The sequence below is a fragment of the Catenulispora yoronensis genome (genome assembly GCF_039531695.1).
In the GTDB taxonomy this organism is placed as follows: Bacteria; Actinomycetota; Actinomycetes; order Streptomycetales; family Catenulisporaceae; genus Catenulispora; species Catenulispora yoronensis.
In genome coordinates, this window is the sequence record NZ_BAAAQN010000048.1 from 1 (window position 1) to 20,253 (window position 20,253).

General features: G+C 69.6%; 17 protein-coding genes. 9 read left to right on the top strand and 8 right to left on the bottom strand.

The genetic code is table 11. The annotated features are described in order from the left end of the window. Window positions 1-450: 450 nt before the first annotated feature. Together ABD481_RS31785 and ABD481_RS31790 are read left to right on the top strand one after the other, a co-directional pair. Complete coding sequence (locus ABD481_RS31785) at window positions 451-1,677, top strand: DUF8189 domain-containing protein (RefSeq protein WP_344669510.1); 1,227 nt, start codon at window positions 451-453, stop codon at window positions 1,675-1,677. A gap of 299 nt (window positions 1,678-1,976) precedes the next feature. After that, on the top strand, window positions 1,977-3,530 hold the full coding sequence (locus tag ABD481_RS31790; protein ID WP_344669511.1) for a hypothetical protein: 1,554 nt from the start codon (window positions 1,977-1,979) through the stop codon (window positions 3,528-3,530). 62 nt (window positions 3,531-3,592) lie between these two features. Here the strand turns inward: ABD481_RS31790 and ABD481_RS31795 are convergent, their stop codons facing one another. From ABD481_RS31795 to ABD481_RS31805, 3 genes are all read right to left on the bottom strand, one after another. After that, window positions 3,593-4,216 carry an ADP-ribosyltransferase gene (locus tag ABD481_RS31795; protein ID WP_344669512.1) on the bottom strand — a complete coding sequence of 208 codons (624 nt, stop codon included), beginning with the start codon at window positions 4,214-4,216 and terminating at the stop codon, window positions 3,593-3,595. An 80-nt stretch (window positions 4,217-4,296) separates the two neighbouring features. Continuing rightward, a complete protein-coding gene (locus ABD481_RS31800; protein WP_344669513.1) occupies window positions 4,297-7,359 on the bottom strand; it encodes a DUF4082 domain-containing protein in 3,063 nt (1,020 codons plus the stop codon). Between the two features lie 203 nt (window positions 7,360-7,562). Continuing rightward, on the bottom strand, window positions 7,563-7,823 hold the full coding sequence (locus ABD481_RS31805) for a hypothetical protein (protein WP_344669514.1): 261 nt from the start codon (window positions 7,821-7,823) through the stop codon (window positions 7,563-7,565). A 292-nt stretch (window positions 7,824-8,115) separates the two neighbouring features. Between ABD481_RS31805 and ABD481_RS31810 the strand changes: the two genes are divergently transcribed. The 4 genes from ABD481_RS31810 (at window position 8,116) to ABD481_RS31825 (ending at window position 11,871) form a co-directional block, all read left to right on the top strand. Then, complete coding sequence (locus tag ABD481_RS31810) at window positions 8,116-8,571, top strand: TetR/AcrR family transcriptional regulator (protein WP_344669515.1); 456 nt, start codon at window positions 8,116-8,118, stop codon at window positions 8,569-8,571. A gap of 148 nt (window positions 8,572-8,719) precedes the next feature. Then, complete coding sequence (locus ABD481_RS31815; protein ID WP_344669516.1) at window positions 8,720-9,787, top strand: alpha/beta hydrolase; 1,068 nt, start codon at window positions 8,720-8,722, stop codon at window positions 9,785-9,787. Continuing rightward, window positions 9,784-10,692, top strand: coding sequence for an alpha/beta fold hydrolase (locus tag ABD481_RS31820; RefSeq protein ID WP_344669517.1), 909 nt, complete (start codon window positions 9,784-9,786; stop codon window positions 10,690-10,692). The genes ABD481_RS31815 and ABD481_RS31820 overlap by 4 nt, the downstream gene beginning before the upstream one ends. 54 nt (window positions 10,693-10,746) lie before the next feature. Next, window positions 10,747-11,871, top strand: coding sequence for a LacI family DNA-binding transcriptional regulator (locus ABD481_RS31825; protein ID WP_344669518.1), 1,125 nt, complete (start codon window positions 10,747-10,749; stop codon window positions 11,869-11,871). On the opposite strand, the gene ABD481_RS31830 is transcribed toward ABD481_RS31825, so the two are convergent. After that, window positions 11,860-13,284, bottom strand: coding sequence for a condensation domain-containing protein (locus ABD481_RS31830; RefSeq protein WP_344669519.1), 1,425 nt, complete (start codon window positions 13,282-13,284; stop codon window positions 11,860-11,862). The two genes, ABD481_RS31825 and ABD481_RS31830, sit on opposite strands and share 12 nt — an antisense overlap. A 292-nt stretch (window positions 13,285-13,576) precedes the next feature. Between ABD481_RS31830 and ABD481_RS31835 the strand changes: the two genes are divergently transcribed. After that, on the top strand, window positions 13,577-15,787 hold the full coding sequence (locus ABD481_RS31835; protein ID WP_344669520.1) for a carbohydrate-binding module family 20 domain-containing protein: 2,211 nt from the start codon (window positions 13,577-13,579) through the stop codon (window positions 15,785-15,787). On the opposite strand, the gene ABD481_RS31840 is transcribed toward ABD481_RS31835, so the two are convergent. Beyond that, window positions 15,768-16,301 (bottom strand): GNAT family N-acetyltransferase, encoded by a 534-nt coding sequence (locus ABD481_RS31840; RefSeq protein WP_344669521.1) that lies wholly within the window; start codon window positions 16,299-16,301, stop codon window positions 15,768-15,770. The genes ABD481_RS31835 and ABD481_RS31840 overlap by 20 nt on opposite strands. Window positions 16,302-16,409: 108 nt before the next feature. On the opposite strand from ABD481_RS31840, the gene ABD481_RS31845 reads away from it, so the two are divergent. Further along, window positions 16,410-16,676, top strand: coding sequence for a DUF6959 family protein (locus ABD481_RS31845; RefSeq protein WP_344669522.1), 267 nt, complete (start codon window positions 16,410-16,412; stop codon window positions 16,674-16,676). On the opposite strand, the gene ABD481_RS31850 is transcribed toward ABD481_RS31845, so the two are convergent. Further along, window positions 16,677-17,543 (bottom strand): LysR family transcriptional regulator, encoded by an 867-nt coding sequence (locus tag ABD481_RS31850; protein WP_344669523.1) that lies wholly within the window; start codon window positions 17,541-17,543, stop codon window positions 16,677-16,679. It lies immediately after the preceding gene. 95 nt (window positions 17,544-17,638) lie between these two features. Here ABD481_RS31850 and ABD481_RS31855 point away from each other — a divergent pair, with 95 nt between their 5' ends. After that, on the top strand, window positions 17,639-18,370 hold the full coding sequence (locus tag ABD481_RS31855; RefSeq protein ID WP_344669524.1) for an SDR family oxidoreductase: 732 nt from the start codon (window positions 17,639-17,641) through the stop codon (window positions 18,368-18,370). A gap of 5 nt (window positions 18,371-18,375) precedes the next feature. Here the strand turns inward: ABD481_RS31855 and ABD481_RS31860 are convergent, their stop codons facing one another. Both ABD481_RS31860 and ABD481_RS31865 read right to left on the bottom strand, forming a co-directional pair. Beyond that, window positions 18,376-19,239 (bottom strand): TIGR03619 family F420-dependent LLM class oxidoreductase, encoded by an 864-nt coding sequence (locus ABD481_RS31860; RefSeq protein WP_344669577.1) that lies wholly within the window; start codon window positions 19,237-19,239, stop codon window positions 18,376-18,378. Window positions 19,240-19,255: 16 nt separating this feature from the next. Then, the gene (locus ABD481_RS31865) at window positions 19,256-20,041 is read right to left on the bottom strand and encodes a ubiquitin-like protein (protein WP_344669525.1); all 786 of its coding nucleotides are present in this window, start codon (window positions 20,039-20,041) and stop codon (window positions 19,256-19,258) included. Between the last annotated feature and the right edge of the window lie 212 nt (window positions 20,042-20,253).

The following is a 20,253-nucleotide window of genomic DNA, read 5'->3' on the forward strand; positions in this document are numbered from 1 at the left end:
ACCACCAAAGCTGCTCAAATTCCGATACGCCGACTCCACATCATGAGCGAAATCCCCGAACTCCTTGGCCAACGCCTGCACCGACTCCACCACACCCGGAGTCGGATCCCCATCCAACCCCAGAATGTCCCAACCAGACGGACGCGCCATCAGTAAAGCCCCCCGTGCGCAGCTAAAACAGCATTCTGATATGCAACGGAGGACGAGTGTACAGAACGCCCTTCCACCTCAGTAACCCCCGGGTACATGTCGGCTACGAACCGTAGGAGGTAGACCATCAGGATGCTGAGCCGCCAATCCCGCACACTCTTCTGACCAGCCGCTCAACCAGCGATGTCCGGCCTTCATCCCTCGTTCACGACACCACCACGCCACCGCCCGCGCCGGCCCGTTACGTTCGCGTCCTCAGCAGAGCCAGTGCTCTGATTCCTTCGTGAACGGGGAGTCCACATGGCATATCCGAAGCTTCCGAAGCTTCCGAGGCGTCCGCTTCGCCCGGTAGCAGCGCTCCTTACCGTCCTGTCCGCGCTTGCCGCGCTTCTCTTCTTCCCGGCCGCGGCTCGTGCCGGGGTTCAGCCCGTCAACTCCGACGGGCAGCAGGCGTCGGTCGTCGATCCTTACACCGGGCATCTGGATGTGTTCGCGGTCGCGTTCGGTGGGCAGGTGCTGGTCGATCAGCAGCAGAGCGATCTCTACTCGGTGCCGTGGTCCGGGTTCAGTGGCGCGGTGCTCGGGAGTGGTGCGCCGCAGTATGGGTTCACCGGGATGCCGGCGGCTATCTATGACTCCGAGACGCATCGGTTGGATCTGTTCGTGTTGAGCTACACCGATGGGTTCGTCTACCTCGATCAGGAGACTGCTGCCGGGGTGTGGACCGGGTTCACGCGGTTGGCGGACTCGGTGGGTGGGTGGCAGTCGTCGCCGGTGGTGTATGACGCGTTCGGGACGATCGAGGTGTTCGAGAGTTCGGGGAGTCTGAGTGTGGCCATGGACACTGAGACGGCGCCCGGGGTGTGGAGTGGCTTCGACGCGGGGCGGCTCGGGTCTGGCAATCATGCGTTGGGCTTCGCTCCCGCGGTCGCGAACAATCCGGCGACCGGATACCCGCAGATCTTCATGACCGGTTCGTTCGGCGCCCTCTACGTGGACCAGCAGACCGGGCCGAACACGTGGAGCGGCTTCAGCGCGGTACCGCTGGGCGCGGGGAACTCCGGCTTCTCCGGGACGCCGAGTGTCACCGTCTCCAACGTCATCGTCAGCTCGGCCTACGTCGCAGTGTTCGTCGACAACCGGGCCGGCGGCATATCCGTCGACATCGAGGACGGCTACGGCGCCTGGAGCGGCTTCGGCTCGTCGGTCCTGGGCCCCGGCAGCGACGGCGCGTACAGCCCGCCGGTCGCGTCGCAGAACCCGGCGAACGACCAGCCGATGGTCTACGCCCGCGGCGCCGACGGCACCGTCTACGTCGACTCCCGCACCTCGCAGACCGGTCCCTGGACCGGCTTCACCGCGCTGGACGGCACCAACGGCTGGTACGCGATCACCGCCCCGGCCCGCCCGCTGCGCGGCGGATGGGTCGCGGCGCTCGGCAGCGGCGAGGCGATCCAGGTCTATCGCGGCAACGGCTTCGGACGCGACCAGATGGGCGCCGGGAACGCGAACTTCGCGAACGTGTGATTTGAGAACGTGTGATTCGAGAACGTGCGGCCCGCGAGCGGGTGAATCGAGAGCGGGTGATTCAAGACGAAGATCCGCTCGCGCTGCATACGCTCGCCAGCACTGCACATCTGAGCGATTGATCACGTACCCGATGGGGCGTCGCAGCAGACCACCGCGACGCCCCATCGGCATCACCATCACCAGAAAGGGTCAAAAACAAGCCACCCCTTGTCACATCACTGTGTCTCCACGATTGGCGGAGGCCCCGCACGCCAATGATCCAGCTGAACAAGCTCAACCGCGCTGGAGGGGAAACCGTGGGGCTTCAGGAGCAACTCGACGCGTTCGTCTCGAAGATCAACCTGGTGGCGACGCCGGGCGCGAGCCCCGGGGCACTGATCACCGCCGCACTGGTCCCGGATCCGCTCACCACCGGCCTGCTGGACGAGGTGGCCGGTCTGACGCGCACCACGTTCCTGCTGAAGATGCTGCGCTTCGGGGACGCGGCGCTGCCCGGGCCGGGCATCTCGATCGCCGACTTCCTCGGGGTGGCCGGGCAGGTTCTCGGGGGTCAGGCCATGCCGGCGATCTCGGTCGAGATGCCCGGGCCGGCGCTGCCGGGGGCCCGGATTCCCGTGAAGGAGCTCAGCAATCAGGGGACGGCCGGTCCCGGCACCGTGGTGAACCTGAACGGCCTCACCGTCAACGAGGATGTCCCCAAGGCCGCTGACGGTTCGTTGCCGCAGCAACCGGCGCTTGGCAAGAAGTCCGATGCGGGGACCGGGGCCGGACACTCCGTGGACGACGTTCTGTCCGGGGTGCCGGGCATCGTCGGTGTTGTCGAGTCAGGCAGTGCGCAGTTGCCGTTGTCGGTCAGGCTCGACTGGACGTTCGCCGTCGGCGACCGGACGACCATGGTCGAGGCCCGGCGCACCGCCGCGCTCGGCATCGTCCCGCCGCTGGAGTTCGTGGACCTGGGTGCGGGCACCGAGCTGACGATGACGATCGGGGTCACCGGCACGGTCACGGTGCAGGATCCGGTCGCCGGGATCACGGCCTCCTCGGAGCTCTCCCGCTCGGTCACCGTGCAGTTCCCGGGCATCGCGATCCCCCGGCTGCTGGGCCTGTTCACCTGGCCGCTGTACGGAACCCAGCCGGCGGTCGACCGATCGAATCCGAATCAGGACTCGCTGTTGCTCATGCTTCCGGCGGACTCCCCGCTGTCCGGGCTGGACTCGGTGAGCTCGACGGTCGGCAGTGTCCTGCGAACGGTCGAGTCGGCCGTCTCGCTGTTGAGCGCGCCGCTGCCGGTGGACGCCGTGGCACCGTTCGGCTCGGCGGGCGATTTCGTGGCGCAGCTGAGCCCGCTGCTGTCGGCCCTGAGCACGCTCGCCGCGACGTTGGCCAAGGCCAACCTCGACGACTACGTACCGGTGACCGTCGTGAAGGCGACCGCGCCGAGCGACCACAGCTCGGTCCACGGCGGCGTCGCCGACATCCGGCCCTACATCTGGCACACCTGGGGCGCCTTCGGCGCCGGTCACGATCACTACCACGACAACGCGCAGTCGTTCCTGTGGATGGCGCCCCAGGGCGGCCAGACGATCGTCTACCGCGGCAGCGGCTACCAGGCGGCGGCCGACGACGCGGGCCTCGGCTCGGCGTCGGGCACGATGACGCTCACCGCCGGCGCCACCTGCCTGGCCGGGATCCGGGACTTCCGCCCGGCACCGGACGCCGTGGACCCCGGGCTGTCGCCGAGCGCGATCAGTCCGGTGTCCACGGCGGTGCTGGAGGGCCGGTTCACCAACGAGACGGCGCCGACGAACGAGGGCGACTGGGCCTGGACGAACTCGTTCGAGTTCCTGTGAGCGGTGAGCTCTGAGTTACAAGAGCTCTGCGATTCCGCCGAACGGACCGCACCAGCGGCTGGCTAGGACACTGGGAACCCGCCCAGGATCCCACGCCACGGCACGTAGTTCGGATTGCGCACGCAGCCGGCCAGGACCTCGGTCTTCGTCGTCGTGTCCACCGGGCAGACGCCGACGATGAACCGCGTGGCGATGCCACCCGGGTAGGCGACTTCCTTCTGGCCGGCCCACCGGTGGGTGTAGCCGATGGTGGCGTTCACATCGATGCCGCCGGGAGCGTCGATGTAGTAGTTCCACCCCGACTTCCACTGCTTGTAGAGGTCGTGGTCGTAGCTGGTGCTGACGAACGGCGAGGCCTGGTTCTTCAGGACGTAGGCCTCCAGGTCGTACTGGCCGGTCGCGACATCCTTCGGGTGGAAGCCCTCCATGAAGATGATCTCGGGACCGCGGCCGTCGGCGCGGTAGACCTCGTCGCAGTTGGAACGCCAGGACGGGACGGGGGCGATCCGCTCCAAGGGGATGTCGCGCTCGGCCGCGCCGTACAGGTGGTCGGCCGGGACCGGACACATCTGCATCGGCGTCAGGGCGGCCGCGTGGGCCCCGCCGGCCGCCACCTGCGGGACGATCGCCAGGGAGAGCACCACCGCGACGAAGGCAGGCAGGGACCTTACTCGGTTCTTGATCATGCATTACGAATACCGGGTCCCGTGCCGAGTCCCGGGGAACCTCGCCCAATCGTGGCGTGTCCCCGGGACCCGTTCGGTGGTCAGCTCGCTTGGAAGATCACGTCGACCCAGTAGTTGGAGCCGCCGCTGAACTGCCCCGGGTAGGCGCTCGCGCTGCCGTACGCGTACACGCCGTTGCCCGGCGGCTGGTTCCCGAACGGCGCGGTGAGCGGATAGGTGGTGTGCGGATAGGCGAAGTACCGGAGGTTGTAGGAGTAGTTGCCGTTCGGAGCGTGATACGAGGCGACGTACGTGATCCCGGCGGTGATGGCGACCGGGTTCGCGAACGTCAGGGTCTGCCAGCCGTCGGCGGTCTCGTCGGTGAAGGTGCCGGTGGCCAGCTGGTTTCCGTCCTCGGTCCACAGGGAGCCGGTATGCGTACCAGTGTTCTGTGACCCCTTGTAGAACCGGACGCCGGTGATGGTGCCGTTGACCGCCGAGGTGAAGCGCGTGCCGAGTTCGACGGAGTTGCCGTCGCCGGAGTTCGCCACGGCCGGGGTGTCGGTCGGCGCGAACAGCGAGCAAGGGCACGTATACGAGGGTGGCGTGGTGCCGGTGGTGAAGCTCCACGTGACCGCCGCGCTCATCGCCTGGCCCCAGGGGTCGGCGGCCTGGACCGAGGCGGTGAAGCCGGTGTTGAACGGCAGCTGGGTCGACGGCGTCAGCGTGGCGGTGGTCGTCGCGGCGTCATAGGCGGCGGTGGCCGGGACGGCGGCGCCGGAGGCGTCCATGAGCGTGAAGTTCAGCGTCGCCGGGTCGATCGGGCCGGAGAACTTCGCGCTGACGGCCGAGGTGCTCGCCACGCCGGTGGCCGAGGCGGCCGGCGTGGTGGCGGTGACGGTCGGCGGGGACGAGGGGACCCCGGCGGTGTCGAACACCGCGTCGACCCAGTAGTTGGTGGCGTTCCAGGTGAAGGCCGGGAAGGCCGAGGCCGGTCCGTAGGCGTAGACGCCGTCGCCGCTGCCCGCGCCGCCGCCGCTGTCGGAGTCGGCCAGGGCGGTGATCGGCCCGGTACCCGCTCCGCTGGTGGCGAAGTACGCGCCGTCGGCGGAGTAGTGGCCGTTCGGTGCGTAGTAGGAGGCGATGTACGTGGTGCCGGGCTTGACCGGGACCGGGTTCGCGAACGTCAGGGTCTGCCAGCCGGTGGCGGTCTCGTTGGCGAAGGTGCCGGTCGCCAATAGCGTTCCGTTGGACGCCCAGAGTGATCCGATGTGGCTACCGGTGTTGGCGGCGGACTTGTAGAACCGCACGCCACTGATATTCCCCGCCGCCGCCACGCGGACCTTCACCCCGAGTTCGACCGCTGATCCGTCACCGGCGTCCACCGCGGCCGGGGTCGAGGTGTCGGGGAAGACAGTGCACGGACACGGGTCGACGACCCGCACTGTCTGGGTCATGGAGGCGCTGTCGGAGCCGAAGCCGTAGAAGCCGTGGAAGGTCGCGGTAACGGCGTGCGATCCCGTGCTCAGCGAGGGCAGATCCAGGACAGCCGTGCCGTTGGTCAGCGGGACGTTGTAGTTGCCGCCGTCGACGGTGAAGGCGATGGCGCAGCAGCCGGTTGCGGGCTGCCCGCCGCCCTGCCCCGCCAGCGTGGCGGTGATGTGCACGTCCTGGCCGGTGGCCGACGGGTTCGCCGTCGAGGCCAGGCTCAGCTTGGCGGCGTTGATGGTGACGGTCTGCGTCTGCTGCGTCGTGGTCTCCGGGCCGTAGTCGGCGTCGCCGTTGTAGGTGGCGACGACGCGGTCGTCGAAGACGCCTATGCCTATCGACTCGAACGGGAGAGCGGCGAGCGGGAGCGCGGCGGCGTTGTCGACGACCGGCTCGGTGCCGAGCACGCTGCCGTCGGTGGTCAGCGTGAAGGTCACGGTGCCGGTGGCCGGCGGCGCGCCGGGCTGCACCGGGGCCAGATGGGCGACGAGGTTGCCGTCCTGGCCGTAGGCGGAGGGGTTCACGTCGGGGACGAGTGTCAGGGTCGTGCTGTACGGCTTGGTGATGGTCAGCTCGCCGAAGGTGTCGCCGTCGGCCATCCAGATGTTGCCGTCGGGCGCCGCGAACGTGGTCATCGGGAGGAGGGTGTCGGTGCCCGAGAATTCGAACTCCTGGCCGGTCGGCGTCACGGCGACGGCCGCCACCTTGTCCGATCCGTTCAGGTATCCGGCCACGTAGACGTTGCCGTCGGTGGCCTCGGCGAGGCCGTACTGGTTGAAGCCGGCGGGCATGGCGTAGTAGCGCATGCCCTCCGAGGTGAGGGTGCCGACATAGTGGCCGTCCTGGGGGCCGCCCGCATGCACGCCGCCGGAGAAGGTGAACCACGGATCGCCGTCGGAGCCCATGACGATCCCGGACGGGCCCCCGATGGTGGCCAGCCCGGGGATGTCGTACGCCGTGACGGCCCCGGCCGGCGTCACCATCGCGACCTTCACCTGCACCGTGTTGTCGACCAAGAAGGAGCCGGTGAACCACATGTCGCCGTTCGCGCCGGCGATCAGTTCGTTGCCCACGCTGGTGGAGCCGAGCTCCGCCGGCAGGCCGTACATCGTCACCGCGCCGCCGGGGGCGATGAAGCCGACGTAGCCCAGGCTGTTGGCGGTGTAGTTGGCCCCGGCGAGGAACCACACGTTGCCGGCGGCGTCCGGGGCGATGCCGAGCAGCTGGTTGCCCGCGGACGGCGGCAGCGCGTGCTCGGTGATGACGCCGGACATGCTGATCTCGCCGAGCTCGGACTGCGCCCCGTTCGGGCCGATCCTGGTCTGGGTGAACCACACGCTGGAGTCCGGACCGGAGACGAGCGCCGTGACGATGCCGCTGACCTCATACCGCGCGACGACGCTCCGGGTAGTCGGGGAGAACACCTCAATGCCGTTCGGCCCGATGCCGGCGGAGTAGTCGAAGTAGGTCGTCTCGCCCCAGATGTTGCCGTCCGGGCCGAACACCGCACTGTTGCCGAGTCCGTGGTCGGCGTAGAAGACGCCGATGTCGCCGACCTGCGGCGGAGCGGGAGGATCGGCGTGGGCCGGGGCGGCCGCGAGGCCGAAGCCCGCGAGGGCGGTCGCCGCACAGATGACCACGGTGGAGAGCGAGCGCAGGCGCGCCAGTAGCCGCATGGGCGAGAGCATAGGGGCGGAAGGCGCGCCAATATAAGGACTCTGTTATAGACAAGACGGAGATCGGGCGGTGACACCGACAGCACCTGATCGGCGGCCCGCGACGACCTCGACCCCGCAAACGCGCCACGGACGCGCCATGCTCCGCATGGGCCGAGCTCGCCTGAACAGGCAGACGAGCCCAACCGGGCCGGGTTGGCGGATCACCGGGCCGAGATCGGGGAAGCTGGGAGTGTGAACGAGGACGACAGCACCGACCGCGCCGACCGCGCCCGCAGTGCGGGCAGCACTGACAGCACGAGCAGCGCCGGCAGGACTGCCAGGAACAGAACCGGCAGCGACGGCGACGGCAGCACTAACAGCACCAGCGCCAGCGCCAGCGCCAGCGACGGCAACGGCACGGGCAGCGGCAGCAGGGGCAGCGACAGGGGCGGCGGGGGCGGCAGGGGCAGCGGCGGCGGCAAACGCGGAGCTGACAGTAGCCGCAGCGGCAACAGTGGCGGCGGGGGCGGCGGTGACAGTGGCGGTAGCGGTGATAGTGGCGGCAGTCTCGGCACCGGTGGCAGTGCTGACAGCACCCGCAGCAGCGACCCCGACCCCGCCACCTCGCCTGGGTACCGTCGCTCGGTCGGCACACCACGTGCCCAGGCGCGTCGGCGCGACTTGCTTGAGCTCGTCACCGATGACCTCGCGGCGCATGGGTTGGTCGATTTCTCGTTGCGGCGGGCGGCTAAGGCGGCGGGGACTACTCACAAGGTGCTGCTTTATCACTTCGCTGGGGCTGAGGACCTGCTTCGGGAGGCGGTGGAGGTGTTGCGGGAGCGGCGGGTGACGTCGTCGCTGGCTGCGGCTTTTGATCCTGGGCATGGGCAGTCGTTGGCTGAGCGGGTGCGGGCGTTGTGGCCTGTGCTGACGGGGTCGGGTGAGGGGCAGCGGGCGTTGGATCAGGCGTTGGGGCTTGCTATGTACGACCCGGAGCGGCATGCGGCGCTCGCGGTGGATGCGGCGGATCGGTTTTTGCCGCCGTTGCGGGCTATGTGTCCGGCGGGGTGGAGTGATGAGCGGAAGGACGAGGTCGCGGAGTTGGTGTTCGCGGCGCTTCGGGGGTTCTTGGTGCAGCGGCGGACGGGTGGGGTCGCCGGGGATGTGGGTGGGGAGATCGGGTTCGCGGCGTTGGTGCGGATGCTGGAGCGGGAGGAGGCGGTGGGGTGAGGCGGGGCGGGATCGAGTGCGCCGGCTCGGAGATCGACAGCGGGTCCGCCTCCGCGTGGACAGAGTTGTGAACCACATGGTTCACTTTTAACGGGGGCGCGGTACCGGGCGGCGCGGGTTCCGCCCCACGCCCCCGTACGGAGGCACCATGACCAGCAGCCCCGACCTCGATCTCGAACTCGATCTCGATCTCCAGACGGCATCCTCGGCATCCCCGGCACCCCTGGCATCCTCGGCACCCTCGACGCCGCCACGCCGTCCCGTCCGTTTCTCCGTCCCCGGCACAAGCGCCGAAGCCGCCGCAGCTACAGCCAGCGCCGCCACCGCCACCGCAGGCCACGAAATCGCCGCCTGGCACTACCCCGGCACCAACGGCGCCTGCGTCGTCATGGCCGGCGGCCTCGCCGTCACCAAAGAACCCGCCACCGACCAGTTCGCCGCCCGCTTCCACGCCGCCGGCTACAGCGTCCTGGCCTTCGACTACCGACGCCTCGGCGAGTCGGACGGCCGACCGCGCCAGATCATGCGCGTCCACGAGCAGCTCACCGACTGGCAGACCGCGATCGCCCACGCCGCGACGCTGCCCGGCGTCGATCCCACCCGCGTCGCGGCCTGGGGCTTCTCCGCCTCCGGCGGCCACATCTTCGAAGTCGCCGCGCGCAGTCCGCGGTTGGCGGCGGCCATCGCCCAGACGCCCAACGTCGGAGGTCTCGCGGCGGGCCGGGCCGTCATGCGGTATCAGACCACTGGCGCGTCTATAAGGGTCCTCACACGTGCCGTCCGCGACGCGTTCAGGGGCCTGCTCGGCCGCGAACCGTTGCTGCTCCCCCTCGGCGGCGCGCCCGGCGAGATCGCGCTGCTGACCACTCCGGACGTCGCCGACACCCAAGCCGCCCTCAACCCCGGCGGCCGCTACGACACCACCTGGCTTCAGCAAGCCGCCGCGCGTTCGGTACTGCGCATGGCCGTCTACCGTCCAGGCCGTCGCCGCGTCTCGTCCGCCATCGCCTGCCCGCTGCTCGTCATGGTCTGCGACGACGACCAGACCGCGCACCCGCCGTCGGCCGTCGCCGCCGCGAGCCGCGTCCCCAACGCCGAGCTGGTCCACCTGCCCGGCGGGCACTACGCCCCGTTCCTGGCAGTCCACGAGCAGGCCGTCGCCGCTCAGCTCGACTTCCTCGACCGCCATCTGGCCCTCGCCACGGCCGCGCGATGAACGAGGCCGAACCCCCAGCAGAGGTCGAACCCTCAGCAGAGGTCGAACTCTCGGCAGGCGTCGTCGAATACCTCGACCGCGGCACCGGCCCGACCCTCGTCTTCCTCCACGGCCTGCTGACCGACGAGACGCTGTGGTCCGACGTCGTCGACGAACTGGCCGCCGACCACCGCTGCGTGGTCCCGGTCCTGCCGCTCGGCTCCCACCGGAAGCCCATTCGCCCGGAGGCCGACCTCTCACCGCAGGGCATTGCGGCACTCGTCGCAGAGTTCTTGGTCGCTCTCGACCTCGACCACGTCACCCTCATAGGCAACGACACCGGCGGCGCGCTCCTCCAGCTCCTCATGGCCGCCGACGGCGCCTCCACCGACTGGATCAGCCACGTCGTCCTCACCTCCTGCGACGCCTTCGACAACTTCCCACCCGGCCTGACCGGTCGGACGCTGTTCCTCACCGGCAAGCTGTCGCCGTCCCTGTTCGGCCTGTTCATGCAGCAAATGCGGCTGAAGTCCGTCCGCCGCCTGCCGATCGCCTTCGGCTGGCTGACCAAACGCGGCGACGCCGTCGTCAAACGGTCGATGCGTCCCATATGGCGACAAAAGGAAATCCGCCGGGACACCGTCCGGCTGCTCCGCGCCGCCTCGGCCAACCGCAACGTCCTCGCCGAGGCCGCCGAACACCTGCCGAAGTTCGACCGCCCGGCCCTCGTCGTCTGGGCCGCCGACGACCGCGTCATGCCGCCGGAGCACGGTCGCCGCCTCGCCGAGTTGCTGCCGGACGCCCGACTGGTCGAGATCGCGGACTCCTTCACGCTCATCCCGCTCGATCAGCCGGTCCGCCTCGCCGCCGAGATCCGCGGCTTCCTCAGCCGCCTCCCGACCGTCCAGCCGCCGCGTTCACCATAGCGATCGCGATAACGATCACAATAGCGATCACGAAAAGCCGCGGGAGACGGAAGAATGCTCCCCATGACTGACGACACCCCGGCGCCCGCCGCCCCGCCCCTCCGACTGGCGGACATCGCCGCCCGGGCCAAGGTGTCGGAGGCCACGGTGAGCCGCGTGCTCAACGGCAAGGCCGGGGTCGCGGCCGGGACCCGCCAGGCAGTGCTGACCGCCCTGGACGCCATGGGGTACGCCCGGCCGCAGCGGCTGCGCCAGCGCACCGCGACCCTGATCGGGCTGGTCATTCCCGAGCTGGACAACCCCATCTTCCCGGCGATCGCGCAGGCGGTGGAGCGCACCCTCAACCGCCACGGCCACACCCCGGTGCTGTGCACCCAGTACCCGGGCGGCGCCACCGAGGACGACCTGGTCGAGCTGCTCGTCGAGCACGGCGTGGCCGGCATCGTCTTCGTCTCCGGCCGGCACGCCGACACCACCGCCTCGCACGAGCGGTACCGCCGGCTGTCCGACCGCGGCCTGCCCTTCGTCCTGATCAACGGCTACGCCCCCGGCATAGCCGCGCCGTTCATCTCCCCCGACGACGCGCTGGCCGCCCGGCTCGCGGTCAACCACCTGGCCGACCTCGGACACGAGAAGATCGGCCTGGCGGTCGGGCAGACCCGCTACGTGCCGGCGATCCGGAAGATCGAGGGGTTCACGGCCGCCCTGCGGGACCTGCTGGGGATCGCGGACCCGCAGCAGTACGTCGCCCACTCCCTCTACGGTTTCGAGGGCGGCCGGGACGCCGCCGCCAAGCTGCTGGACAAGGGCTGCACCGGCATCGTCTGCGCCTCCGACATCATGGCGCTCGGCGCCATCACCGAGGCCCGGGCCCGCGGCCTGGCGGTGCCGGCCGACGTCTCGGTCGTCGGTTACGACGACTCCTCGCTGATGGCCTACACCGATCCGCCACTGACCACGATCCGACAGCCGGTCGCGGCCATGGGCGCGGCGGCGGTGCGGGCGCTGATGGAGGAGATCGGCGGCGGATCGGCGCCGCACACCGAGTTCGTTTTCGCGCCGGAGCTGGTGGTGCGGGCCTCGACGGCTTCCGGGCCACACGGACGGCGGATCCCGAGACCCGCCCCGGCGCGGACCGGCGATCAGCTCTCTGAGTCCTCGCGGAACTCAGAGCTCTGAGGCCACCGCCTCGATAACGACCTCCTCGATCCCCCGCACCAGTTCCTCCATCTGCTGAACGGACACCCGCCAGGTGTCGGCCTCCACGAGCAACGCCGCGGCGTCATCGAATTCGTCGAACGTGATCATCACGTCCTGGAAGTCGGCCAGCGGCGGCCCCCAGGTCAGCACGCGCTCGGCCGCCGCCTCGCGCAGCCGCGCCACTGCCGCCCCCGCAGCCACCCCGGCAGCCGCCGACCGCTCGGCGCCAAGCGCCTCGGCATCAAGCGGACCGGACCGGCTGCGCGCGTTGAACAGACACCCGATGCCGACCGCCCCGCCCCGCTCGCCGGCCACCCGCGCCAGCAACTCCTTCTGCCGCTTCGGATCGAAGTAGGCGTATTTCGCTGCCTGCATCGACGCCCGCCGCGTCCGCTCCACCACCTCGGCCAGCGACGCGTCGCCGACCTCCACGGCGAAGATCCCGTTCTGGCACAAGGGATGCGAAGCGTCGGCCAGCCCCGGGCGGAACCGGTTGTCCACCACGCCCTGGATCACGACCGGTTCGACACCGCTGATCCCCGCCAGGACATAGGCATAGGCGCCCAGAATCACTGAGTCCACGGCCGTCCCCAACGCCGCCGCGACAATCCGCGACGCCGTCCGCAGCGCGGCCGACGTGAACGTCGCCTGGCGGAAACGCGGCTCGGGACGATCAGCATTCGGCGGCCCCGCGAACCGCGCCAACGGGACCTCGCGCAGCACCCGCTCCCAATGGCGCAGCGACGCACCGCTGGCCCGCTGCCCCGCCGGACCGGACTGCCACTCGGCGAGCTCGATCGGACTGATGGCGGTCTGCGCGTTGCGGGCCTCGCCGGTCTCCATGTTCCGCTCACCGAGCTCGCGCATCATCACGCCGACACCCGCGCCGTCCGCCGCGAGGTGCGAAAGGCACACCACGACGTGCGTCGCCGCACCCCGGTGCCGGACGGCCGCCATCCGCATCGGCCACTCCCCCTCGTAGTCGAACTTCGTGGCCTGCCAATCCTCGGACAGCGCCTCGGCCACGGCCGCCGGATCGGCGTCGTCGGGCACCTCGACCACCCGGAGTTCGGCCTCGCCGGCCGCCGCCACCTCCTGGACCGGCGTCCCGTCGGCGGCGATCCGCAACCTGGTCCGCATCGACTCGTACCGCGCCATGAAGAAGGCCAGCTCGGAGGCGAGTTCGTCGACGTCCTTGCCGTCCGTCAGCGGCACGACCGCGCCCATCGCGCGCGAACTGTCAGTGTCCTGCATCACTTCCCAGATGTGCTGCTGTCCCCACGTCAGCGGTCCGGCCCCGGCGCCCGGACCGGCGAAGGGAACGGCGCGCGAGCGGATGCGGGGCCCGGACCCGACATGCGGACCGGTGCGGAGCGAGTCATCGTCGGCCATGGGGCCGAAAGCTAGCAAGCCTGGGCCCGCTCCGGAAGCCGTGACTGCAAGTTTGCAGAAATTTCCATGCGGTCAACGCCCTGGCAGAGCGGCCGTCCCTTGCAGCACCGAACCGATCCGGAGCTGCGACAAAGCCCTGACCAGGAGGCTGATCGCAGGGTTCTTGCAAGTTTCAGAAAGTTTGCGAAAAGCATTGACTCATGCCCTGGCGCGCGACACTCTTCCGGTGCACATCCAGGTCGGCGGCCGCGACCTTCCCACCATCTGAACGTCGCCTCGGAAGGCATCTCTCATGCGTCCATCCTTCAGAACGCGGCTGCGTGCCCGCTCGGCCGGAGCCGCCGCCGTGGCCGCGGCCGGCTCGCTGGTCGCCGCCGCCCTCACCGTCACCGTCGCCGGGACCCTCGGCTCGCCGGCCGCCCACGCCGCCTCCGGCGGCGCCCCGCGCGACGTCGTCGCGAACCTGTTCGAGTGGAACTGGCCGTCGGTGGGCCGCGAGTGCTCGAACGTGCTGGGCCCCAAGGGCTACGGCGCGGTGCAGGTCGCGCCGCCGGAGGACTCGATCCGGCTGGTCGGGTCGCATCCGTGGTGGGACGTCTACCAGCCGGCCGGCTACGACCTCAACAGCCGGATGGGTTCTGAGACTCAGTTCTCCGCGATGGTGGCGGCGTGCCACGCCGCCGGGGTCAAGGTCTACACGGACGTGGTGATCAACCACACGGCCGGATCGAACCAGACCTCGACCGACTCCTACGGCGGCGCCACCTTCAACCCCGCGACCTACTCGTATCCGTCGATCGGGTACGACACGTCGAGCTTCCACTTCGATCCGCCGTGCCCGAACTCCGACCTCACCATCAAGGACTGGAACAGCGTCACGCAGGTCCAGGAATGCCAGCTGCTGTCGCTCTCCGACCTCTACACCGAGCAGGACTCGGTCCGGTCGAAGATCGCCGGCTACCTCAACAAGCTCGAAGGCTACGGCGTGGACGGGTTCCGCGTGGACGCCGCCAAGCACATCGCGCAGGCGGACATGGCAGCGATCCTGGGCAAGGTCAACAACACCGCCGCCGGGGCCCGGCCCTACCTGATGCAGGAGGTCTACCCGGGCAGCGGCGGACAGCTCGCGCCCGCGGCCTTCGAGGGCAACGGCAACGTGCTCGGGTTCGACTACGCCTACGGGCTGCGCAGCGCCTTCCTGGGGTCGATCACCGGGCTGAGCACGTTCGGCCAGGGCTTCGAGCCCTCCGGCTCGGACGCCGTGATGGTGACCAACCACGACCTGGAGCGCAACGGCTCGGCGCTGAGCTACAAGAACGGCACTACCTTCAACCTGGCCACCGAGTTCGAGCTCGCCTACGGCTGGGGCAGCACGCCGCAGGTCTACTCAGGGTTCGACTACAGCGACAACGACCAGTCCCCGCCGGCCGACGGCAACGGCTACGTCACCGACACCGTCTGCGGGACCGGCGTGTGGGAGTGCCTGGACCGGCAGCGGGGCGTGGCCAACATGGTCGGCTTCCACAACGCGACGGCCGGGCAGCCGGTGGCGCACTGGTGGAGCGACAACAACAACGCCATCGCCTTCAGCCGCGGGGCCGTCGGGTGGATCTCGGTGAACAACGAGAACTCGACGGTCAACGCCACCTACCAGACCGGTCTGCCGGCGGGCACCTACTGCGACGTCATCCACGGCGACTTCGCGAACGGCGCCTGTACCGGGCCGACCGTGACGGTCGACGGCTCGGGCAACGCCACGGTGAGCACCGCCGCGAAGGACGCCGTCGCCATCGACGTGAACGCGGTGGTCGGATCGGGCGGCGGGACGCCGACCACGACACCGTCGACCAGTCCGTCGACCACTCCGTCGACGACTCCGTCCACGAGCCCTTCGACCACGCCTTCCACGCCGCCGAGCGGGCAGGTCGCCGAGACCTTCTCGGTCAGCGGGGCCCCGGCCGGGGCGCCGGTCTACCTGGTCGGTTCGCTGACGGCGCTCGGGTCGTGGAACACCGGCTCGGCCATCGCGCTGACGCACGCGGGCAGCGTCTGGTCGGGAACGGTGAACCTGCCGGCCGGCACGGCGTTCCAGTACAAGTACATCACCAAGGACAGCAGCGGGAACGTCACCTGGGAGCTCGATCCCAACCACAGCGCCAGCACCGGGAGCGCCGCCGGGACGTTGAACGACACGTGGCACGGAGCGACGTCCAACGTCAGCGCCACCTTCGACGCGACGGTGACTACGTGGTACGGCCAGAACGTCTACGTCGTCGGTTCGATACCGGCCCTCGGCAGCTGGAACACGGGGAGCGCGATCGCGCTTTCGTCGGCGGCGTACCCGGTGTGGGCGGCGACGGTGACGCTGCCCCCGAACACGTCGTTCGAGTACAAGTACATCAAGAAGGACCCCAACGGCACGATCGAGTGGGAGAGCGGTGGCAACCGGACTGCTTCCACGGGAGCTTCCGGGTCGGTGACGTTCAACGACACCTGGAAGTAAGAGGGAGTCCTGAGAGCTGCTTCTCGAAGAAGATCCAGTACTTCTGGAGGTGCGGCGGGATCTCCGTCCCCGGATAGGGATCCCGCTCCTCGAACCCGCGCGAGCGGTACAGCCGCTGGGCGTCGGCCATGAAGCGCGCCGTGTCGAGCCGCACGGTCGCCGCCCCCATGGCCGGCGCCTCTTCGAGCAGGACCTCCAGAAGCCCCGCACCGAAGCGATGGCCGCGATGCCCCGGATCCACATACATCCGCTTCACCTCGACGACGCCAGGCTCCAAGGTCCGCAGCCCGGCCAGACCCACCAAGCGGTCGTCGTGCTGGACGACGAACAGCGCTTTGGACGGATCGCGATACTCCCGCACCGAATCACGGAGGCTCGCGACGTCGGTCGGCGAATCGGTGATGCCGAAGATGTCCTGGAGCTGCTGGAGCGCGGTGGTCATGTAGTCCACGAGGAGGTCGGCGATCTCGTTGGCTTCGTGGTCGAGGTCCGCGCGGCGGATAAGGGTGGGCATGGGTGATGATTCTAGGCTGTGGGAAGCGTGGGGCCTGTTATCTGAAGGTGATGGCTGCGAACCTCAACTCCGTGGCCGGCGATCGCCAAAGGTGATGCAATGCGGTCCATGGAACGAGTCGAGGTCGAGCTGTTCACCGACGGCAGCAACAACGCCGTCGTCCGCATGCCCGGTCGCAGCTTCCCGGGCGTGCTCGTCCAAGGCGACAGCCTGTCGGTCATCCGGTCCGACGTCGCCGGCATCCGGGACGCGTGCCGGGCCGAGGGCGCGGCCGAGGCGCTGGAGCTGGCGGAGTTCCTCCTCGCGGACCTGGACGCGATCCTGCTGCGCTATACCGATGCTCTCGATCGTCACGACCTGCGCAGGCCGTTCTGATCACAGGCGGGCCGCGGTCCGGACCAGGTCGGCGACGGCCCTGGACCGGCTGTGCGGCGGCCAGGCGATCACGGTGGTGACCTTCGGCGCGTCCAGCACGGGGACGGCGGCGAGGTCGTCGGGGAGCCGGGACCGGCAGGACTCCGGGGAGACCGCGCAGGCCCGGCCGAGCGCGACGAGCTGCATCAGCTGCCCGTGGTCGCGGACCTGGGGGCCGGGGCCGGGCGGGTAGGTGCCGTCGGGCTTGGGCCAGCGCGGCAGGGGCAGGCCCGGCAGGTCGGCGATGTCGGCCATGTGGACGTGGGCCCGCGCGGTGAGCGGATGCCCGGCCGGCAGGACCACGACTTGGCCCTCGGTACTGAGCTCCTCGGTGTGGAGCCTGGCCGTCGAGTCGAACGGCCGGTGCAGCAGCGCCACGTCGGCGCGGCCGTCGCGCAACAGGCGCTCCTGTTCGGCCGGGCCGCACAGGATGACTTCGACGGGGACCGCGACGGGTTCGGCGGCGTAGGCGTCGAGCAGTTTGGCGAGCAGCTCGTTGGACGCGCTGGCCTTGGTGGCCAGGACCAGGCCGGGATGGCCCGGGCCGCCGGTCCGGCCGGTCGCGGAGAGGGCGGCGCGCCGGGTCCGGCGCTCGGCGGCGTCGACCGCGTCGAGAGCCGCCCGGCCCTCGGTCAGCAGCACCGCGCCGGCCTCGGTCAGCGCGACGGTGCGGCTGGTCCGGTCCAGCAGCACGGCCCCGAGTCGGCGTTCCAGCTGCTGGATCGCCCGGGACAGCGGCGGCTGCGCGATTCCGAGCCGCTGCGCGGCGCGGCCGAAGTGCAACTCTTCAGCGACGGCGACGAAGTAGCGCAGTTCCCGGGTCTCCATCCGGCCACAGTACTCCGAATCCATACCCTGACGGTATCGTTGCCCACCCAATCGGTCTTGGACCCGCGCCGGAGTCCGAGGGCAGCATGGTCCTCATGAACGAACGAACGACCGCGCTGGTCACCGGCGCGAACAAGGGAATCGGCTACGAGATCGCCGCGGGCCTGGGCGCCCTGGGATGGCGGGTCGGCGTCGGTGCTCGCGACGAGAAGCGCCGCGAGAGCGCGGTGGAGCGACTGCGCGCGGACGGGGTCGACGCCTTCGGCGTCCCGCTGGACGTGACCGACGACGCAAGCGCGACCACCGCCGCGCGGCTGATCGAGGAGCAGGCCGGGCGCCTCGACGTGCTCGTCAACAACGCCGCGATCGCCGGCGACATGCCGCAGCTGCCTTCGCGCATCGACCCCGCCACCGTCCGGACGGTGGTGGAGACCAACGTGATCGGCGTCATCCGCGTCACCAACGCGATGCTGCCGCTGCTGCGCCGTTCAGCCTCGCCGCGGATCGTGAACATGTCCAGCAGCGTCGGGTCGCTCGCCCGACAGTCGGGGCCCGCCGCCGACGAGACGGCCGGCCCGGTGGCCGTGGCGTACGCACCGTCGAAGACGTTCCTGAACGCCGTGACGCTGCAATATGTCCGAGAGCTGAGCGGCACGAACATCCTGATCAACGTCGGCTGCCCGGGCTACGTCGCGACCGACCTCAACGGGTTCCGCGGCTTCCGCACCCCGGAACAGGGCGCGGCGATCGCGATCAAGCTCGCGACCCTGCCCGACGGCGGCCCGACCGGTCAGTTCTTTGATGATTCCGGAGTCGTGCCCTGGTAGGAACCTCACCGGTCCCCCAGCCCGAACCGCTCCGCGAACTCCACCAACTGCGCGCGCTGCTCGTCCGCCTCACCTGCGGGCGCCCCCACGACCACGCGCGTCACGCCCTGAGCCGCCAATCTCTCGGCGTACTCCGTGGACATCTCCAGCGATCCCGTCCGCATGTAGGCAATGCTGTCGGGATCGCGCCCGGCCTTCTCGGCCGTGGCCCGGACCAGATCCCACAACGTCTGTCGCTCGGCGTCGTTCAAGGCCCCGCCCGGGAACCACCCGTCGCCGACCCGACCCGCGCGCCGCGCCGCCGCCTCGCTCGACCCGCCCACGTGGATCGGCAGGCCGGCGCCGGCCAACGGCTTCGGATAGCTGAAGACACGGTCGAGGTGGAAGAACTCGCCCTCGAACGTCGCCCCGGACGCCTCGTCCGCCCACAACCGCCGCATGACCTCGATCGCCTCATCAGCGCGCCGACCCCGCGTCCGGAAGTCGACCCCGACCGCCGCCGCCTCGCCGGGCAGCCCGCCGACCCCGATGCCGAGCAACCGCATCCGGCCCCGCGACAGCACGTCGATCGTCGCCAGCCGCTTCGCCAGCGTGACAGGGTTGTGATACGGAAGCAGCAGCACCGCCGTACCCAGCAGCAACCGCTCGGTGTGGGCCGCGACGAAGGTCAGCACATCCAGCGGATCGAGGAATTCGAGATCCGCCGGCACCTCCCACTCCCCGATCTTGGCACCGGGGTAGAGCGCGACATGCTCAGGCACATACAGCGCCTCGAACCCGCACTCCTCGGCCAGCCGCGCCGCCGTCACCAGCCGGTCCGGATCGGTGCCGTAGAAGGCCGTGGCGTAGCTGAGCGCGAAGGTCGGCATCTCACTGGTCACGGCTTCACCCTAGATGATGGCGGGAAACCTTGGTCCAGCGTCGACGCGCGGCGGCGACGAGCGCCATGCCGATGGCCAGGAGGAGAGTTCCGGTCAGCAGTGGGGGTGCGGCGCTTGCGCCGGTCAGCGGTAGTGATTCCCCGGCGGTTACGTGTCTGGATTGGCCGACAGTCTTCGGCACGATGGGGACGGGGATCGCTGCGGGTGTGGTGGTGGAGGCGGCGGGCGGCAGCGTAGAGGTAATCGGCGGCGGCATAGTAGACGTCGCCGGTGGTGGCGTGGTGGGAGTCTCGACGGCCGCAGTGGTAACGCTGATGGCCGGCGGAGGTGCCGACAGCACGGTGATGTCGCCGCTGTATCGGGCAGAGACCGCGAACCAGTAGGTCGTCGCCGGCGTCAGGCCGGACACGTCGATGGCGGTGCCGGTCACCGGCGGCAGCACCGTCCACGGCGCCTGCCCGGTGGTCGACTGGAAGACGACGTAGCCCGGCGGAATGTCGCCGGTGGCGAGAGTCCAGCTCAGGTGCAGCGCCGTGGGCTCCACCTTGTCGGCCCGGACGTTGGTGACCGTGGCCTGCACGAACAGGTTGAGCGTCGCTCCCCGTTGGATGTTGTAGTCCTGCAGCGTCCTGCCGTTCTCCAGCACCGTGCCGTTGTAGACGAGAACCTGGCTGTCGACGGGCACTCCGATCTTGACGTTGATCTGATCCTTGATGGACTCGATCAGGTCGGCGTTCTCCACGTCCAGGGTCATGGTCGCGCCGGCGACCGTCGTGACAAAGATTTCCATGCGCAATTTGTACCTGTTTGTAAGTATTTTGAGAGAGCGGCGCGCCAGGTCCGCAAGAGGTGATTCCAGACCTGCACCTCACCCCCTGTCACAGAATCCTGATTTCGAGACCTTGCTCATTGGCTGACGGTCTGTTAAATGCCTATTACAACGTTCTTCGAGCCGCCCGACCTCACCGGAAACGCTTCCACGCGGCCGAATTTTCCAACGTT

Coding starts and splice junctions, on each gene's coding strand:
- ABD481_RS31785 (WP_344669510.1), top strand. CDS start 451: ATGGCATATCCGAAGCTTCCGAAGCTTCCGAGGCGTCCGCTTCGCCCG.
- ABD481_RS31795 (WP_344669512.1), bottom strand. CDS start 4,216: ATGATCAAGAACCGAGTAAGGTCCCTGCCTGCCTTCGTCGCGGTGGTG.
- ABD481_RS31800 (WP_344669513.1), bottom strand. CDS start 7,359: ATGCGGCTACTGGCGCGCCTGCGCTCGCTCTCCACCGTGGTCATCTGT.
- ABD481_RS31815 (WP_344669516.1), top strand. CDS start 8,720: ATGACCAGCAGCCCCGACCTCGATCTCGAACTCGATCTCGATCTCCAG.
- ABD481_RS31820 (WP_344669517.1), top strand. CDS start 9,784: ATGAACGAGGCCGAACCCCCAGCAGAGGTCGAACCCTCAGCAGAGGTC.
- ABD481_RS31825 (WP_344669518.1), top strand. CDS start 10,747: ATGCTCCCCATGACTGACGACACCCCGGCGCCCGCCGCCCCGCCCCTC.
- ABD481_RS31830 (WP_344669519.1), bottom strand. CDS start 13,284: ATGGCCGACGATGACTCGCTCCGCACCGGTCCGCATGTCGGGTCCGGG.
- ABD481_RS31835 (WP_344669520.1), top strand. CDS start 13,577: ATGCGTCCATCCTTCAGAACGCGGCTGCGTGCCCGCTCGGCCGGAGCC.
- ABD481_RS31840 (WP_344669521.1), bottom strand. CDS start 16,301: ATGCCCACCCTTATCCGCCGCGCGGACCTCGACCACGAAGCCAACGAG.
- ABD481_RS31845 (WP_344669522.1), top strand. CDS start 16,410: ATGGAACGAGTCGAGGTCGAGCTGTTCACCGACGGCAGCAACAACGCC.
- ABD481_RS31850 (WP_344669523.1), bottom strand. CDS start 17,543: ATGGAGACCCGGGAACTGCGCTACTTCGTCGCCGTCGCTGAAGAGTTG.
- ABD481_RS31855 (WP_344669524.1), top strand. CDS start 17,639: ATGAACGAACGAACGACCGCGCTGGTCACCGGCGCGAACAAGGGAATC.
- ABD481_RS31860 (WP_344669577.1), bottom strand. CDS start 19,239: ATGCCGACCTTCGCGCTCAGCTACGCCACGGCCTTCTACGGCACCGAT.
- ABD481_RS31865 (WP_344669525.1), bottom strand. CDS start 20,041: ATGGAAATCTTTGTCACGACGGTCGCCGGCGCGACCATGACCCTGGAC.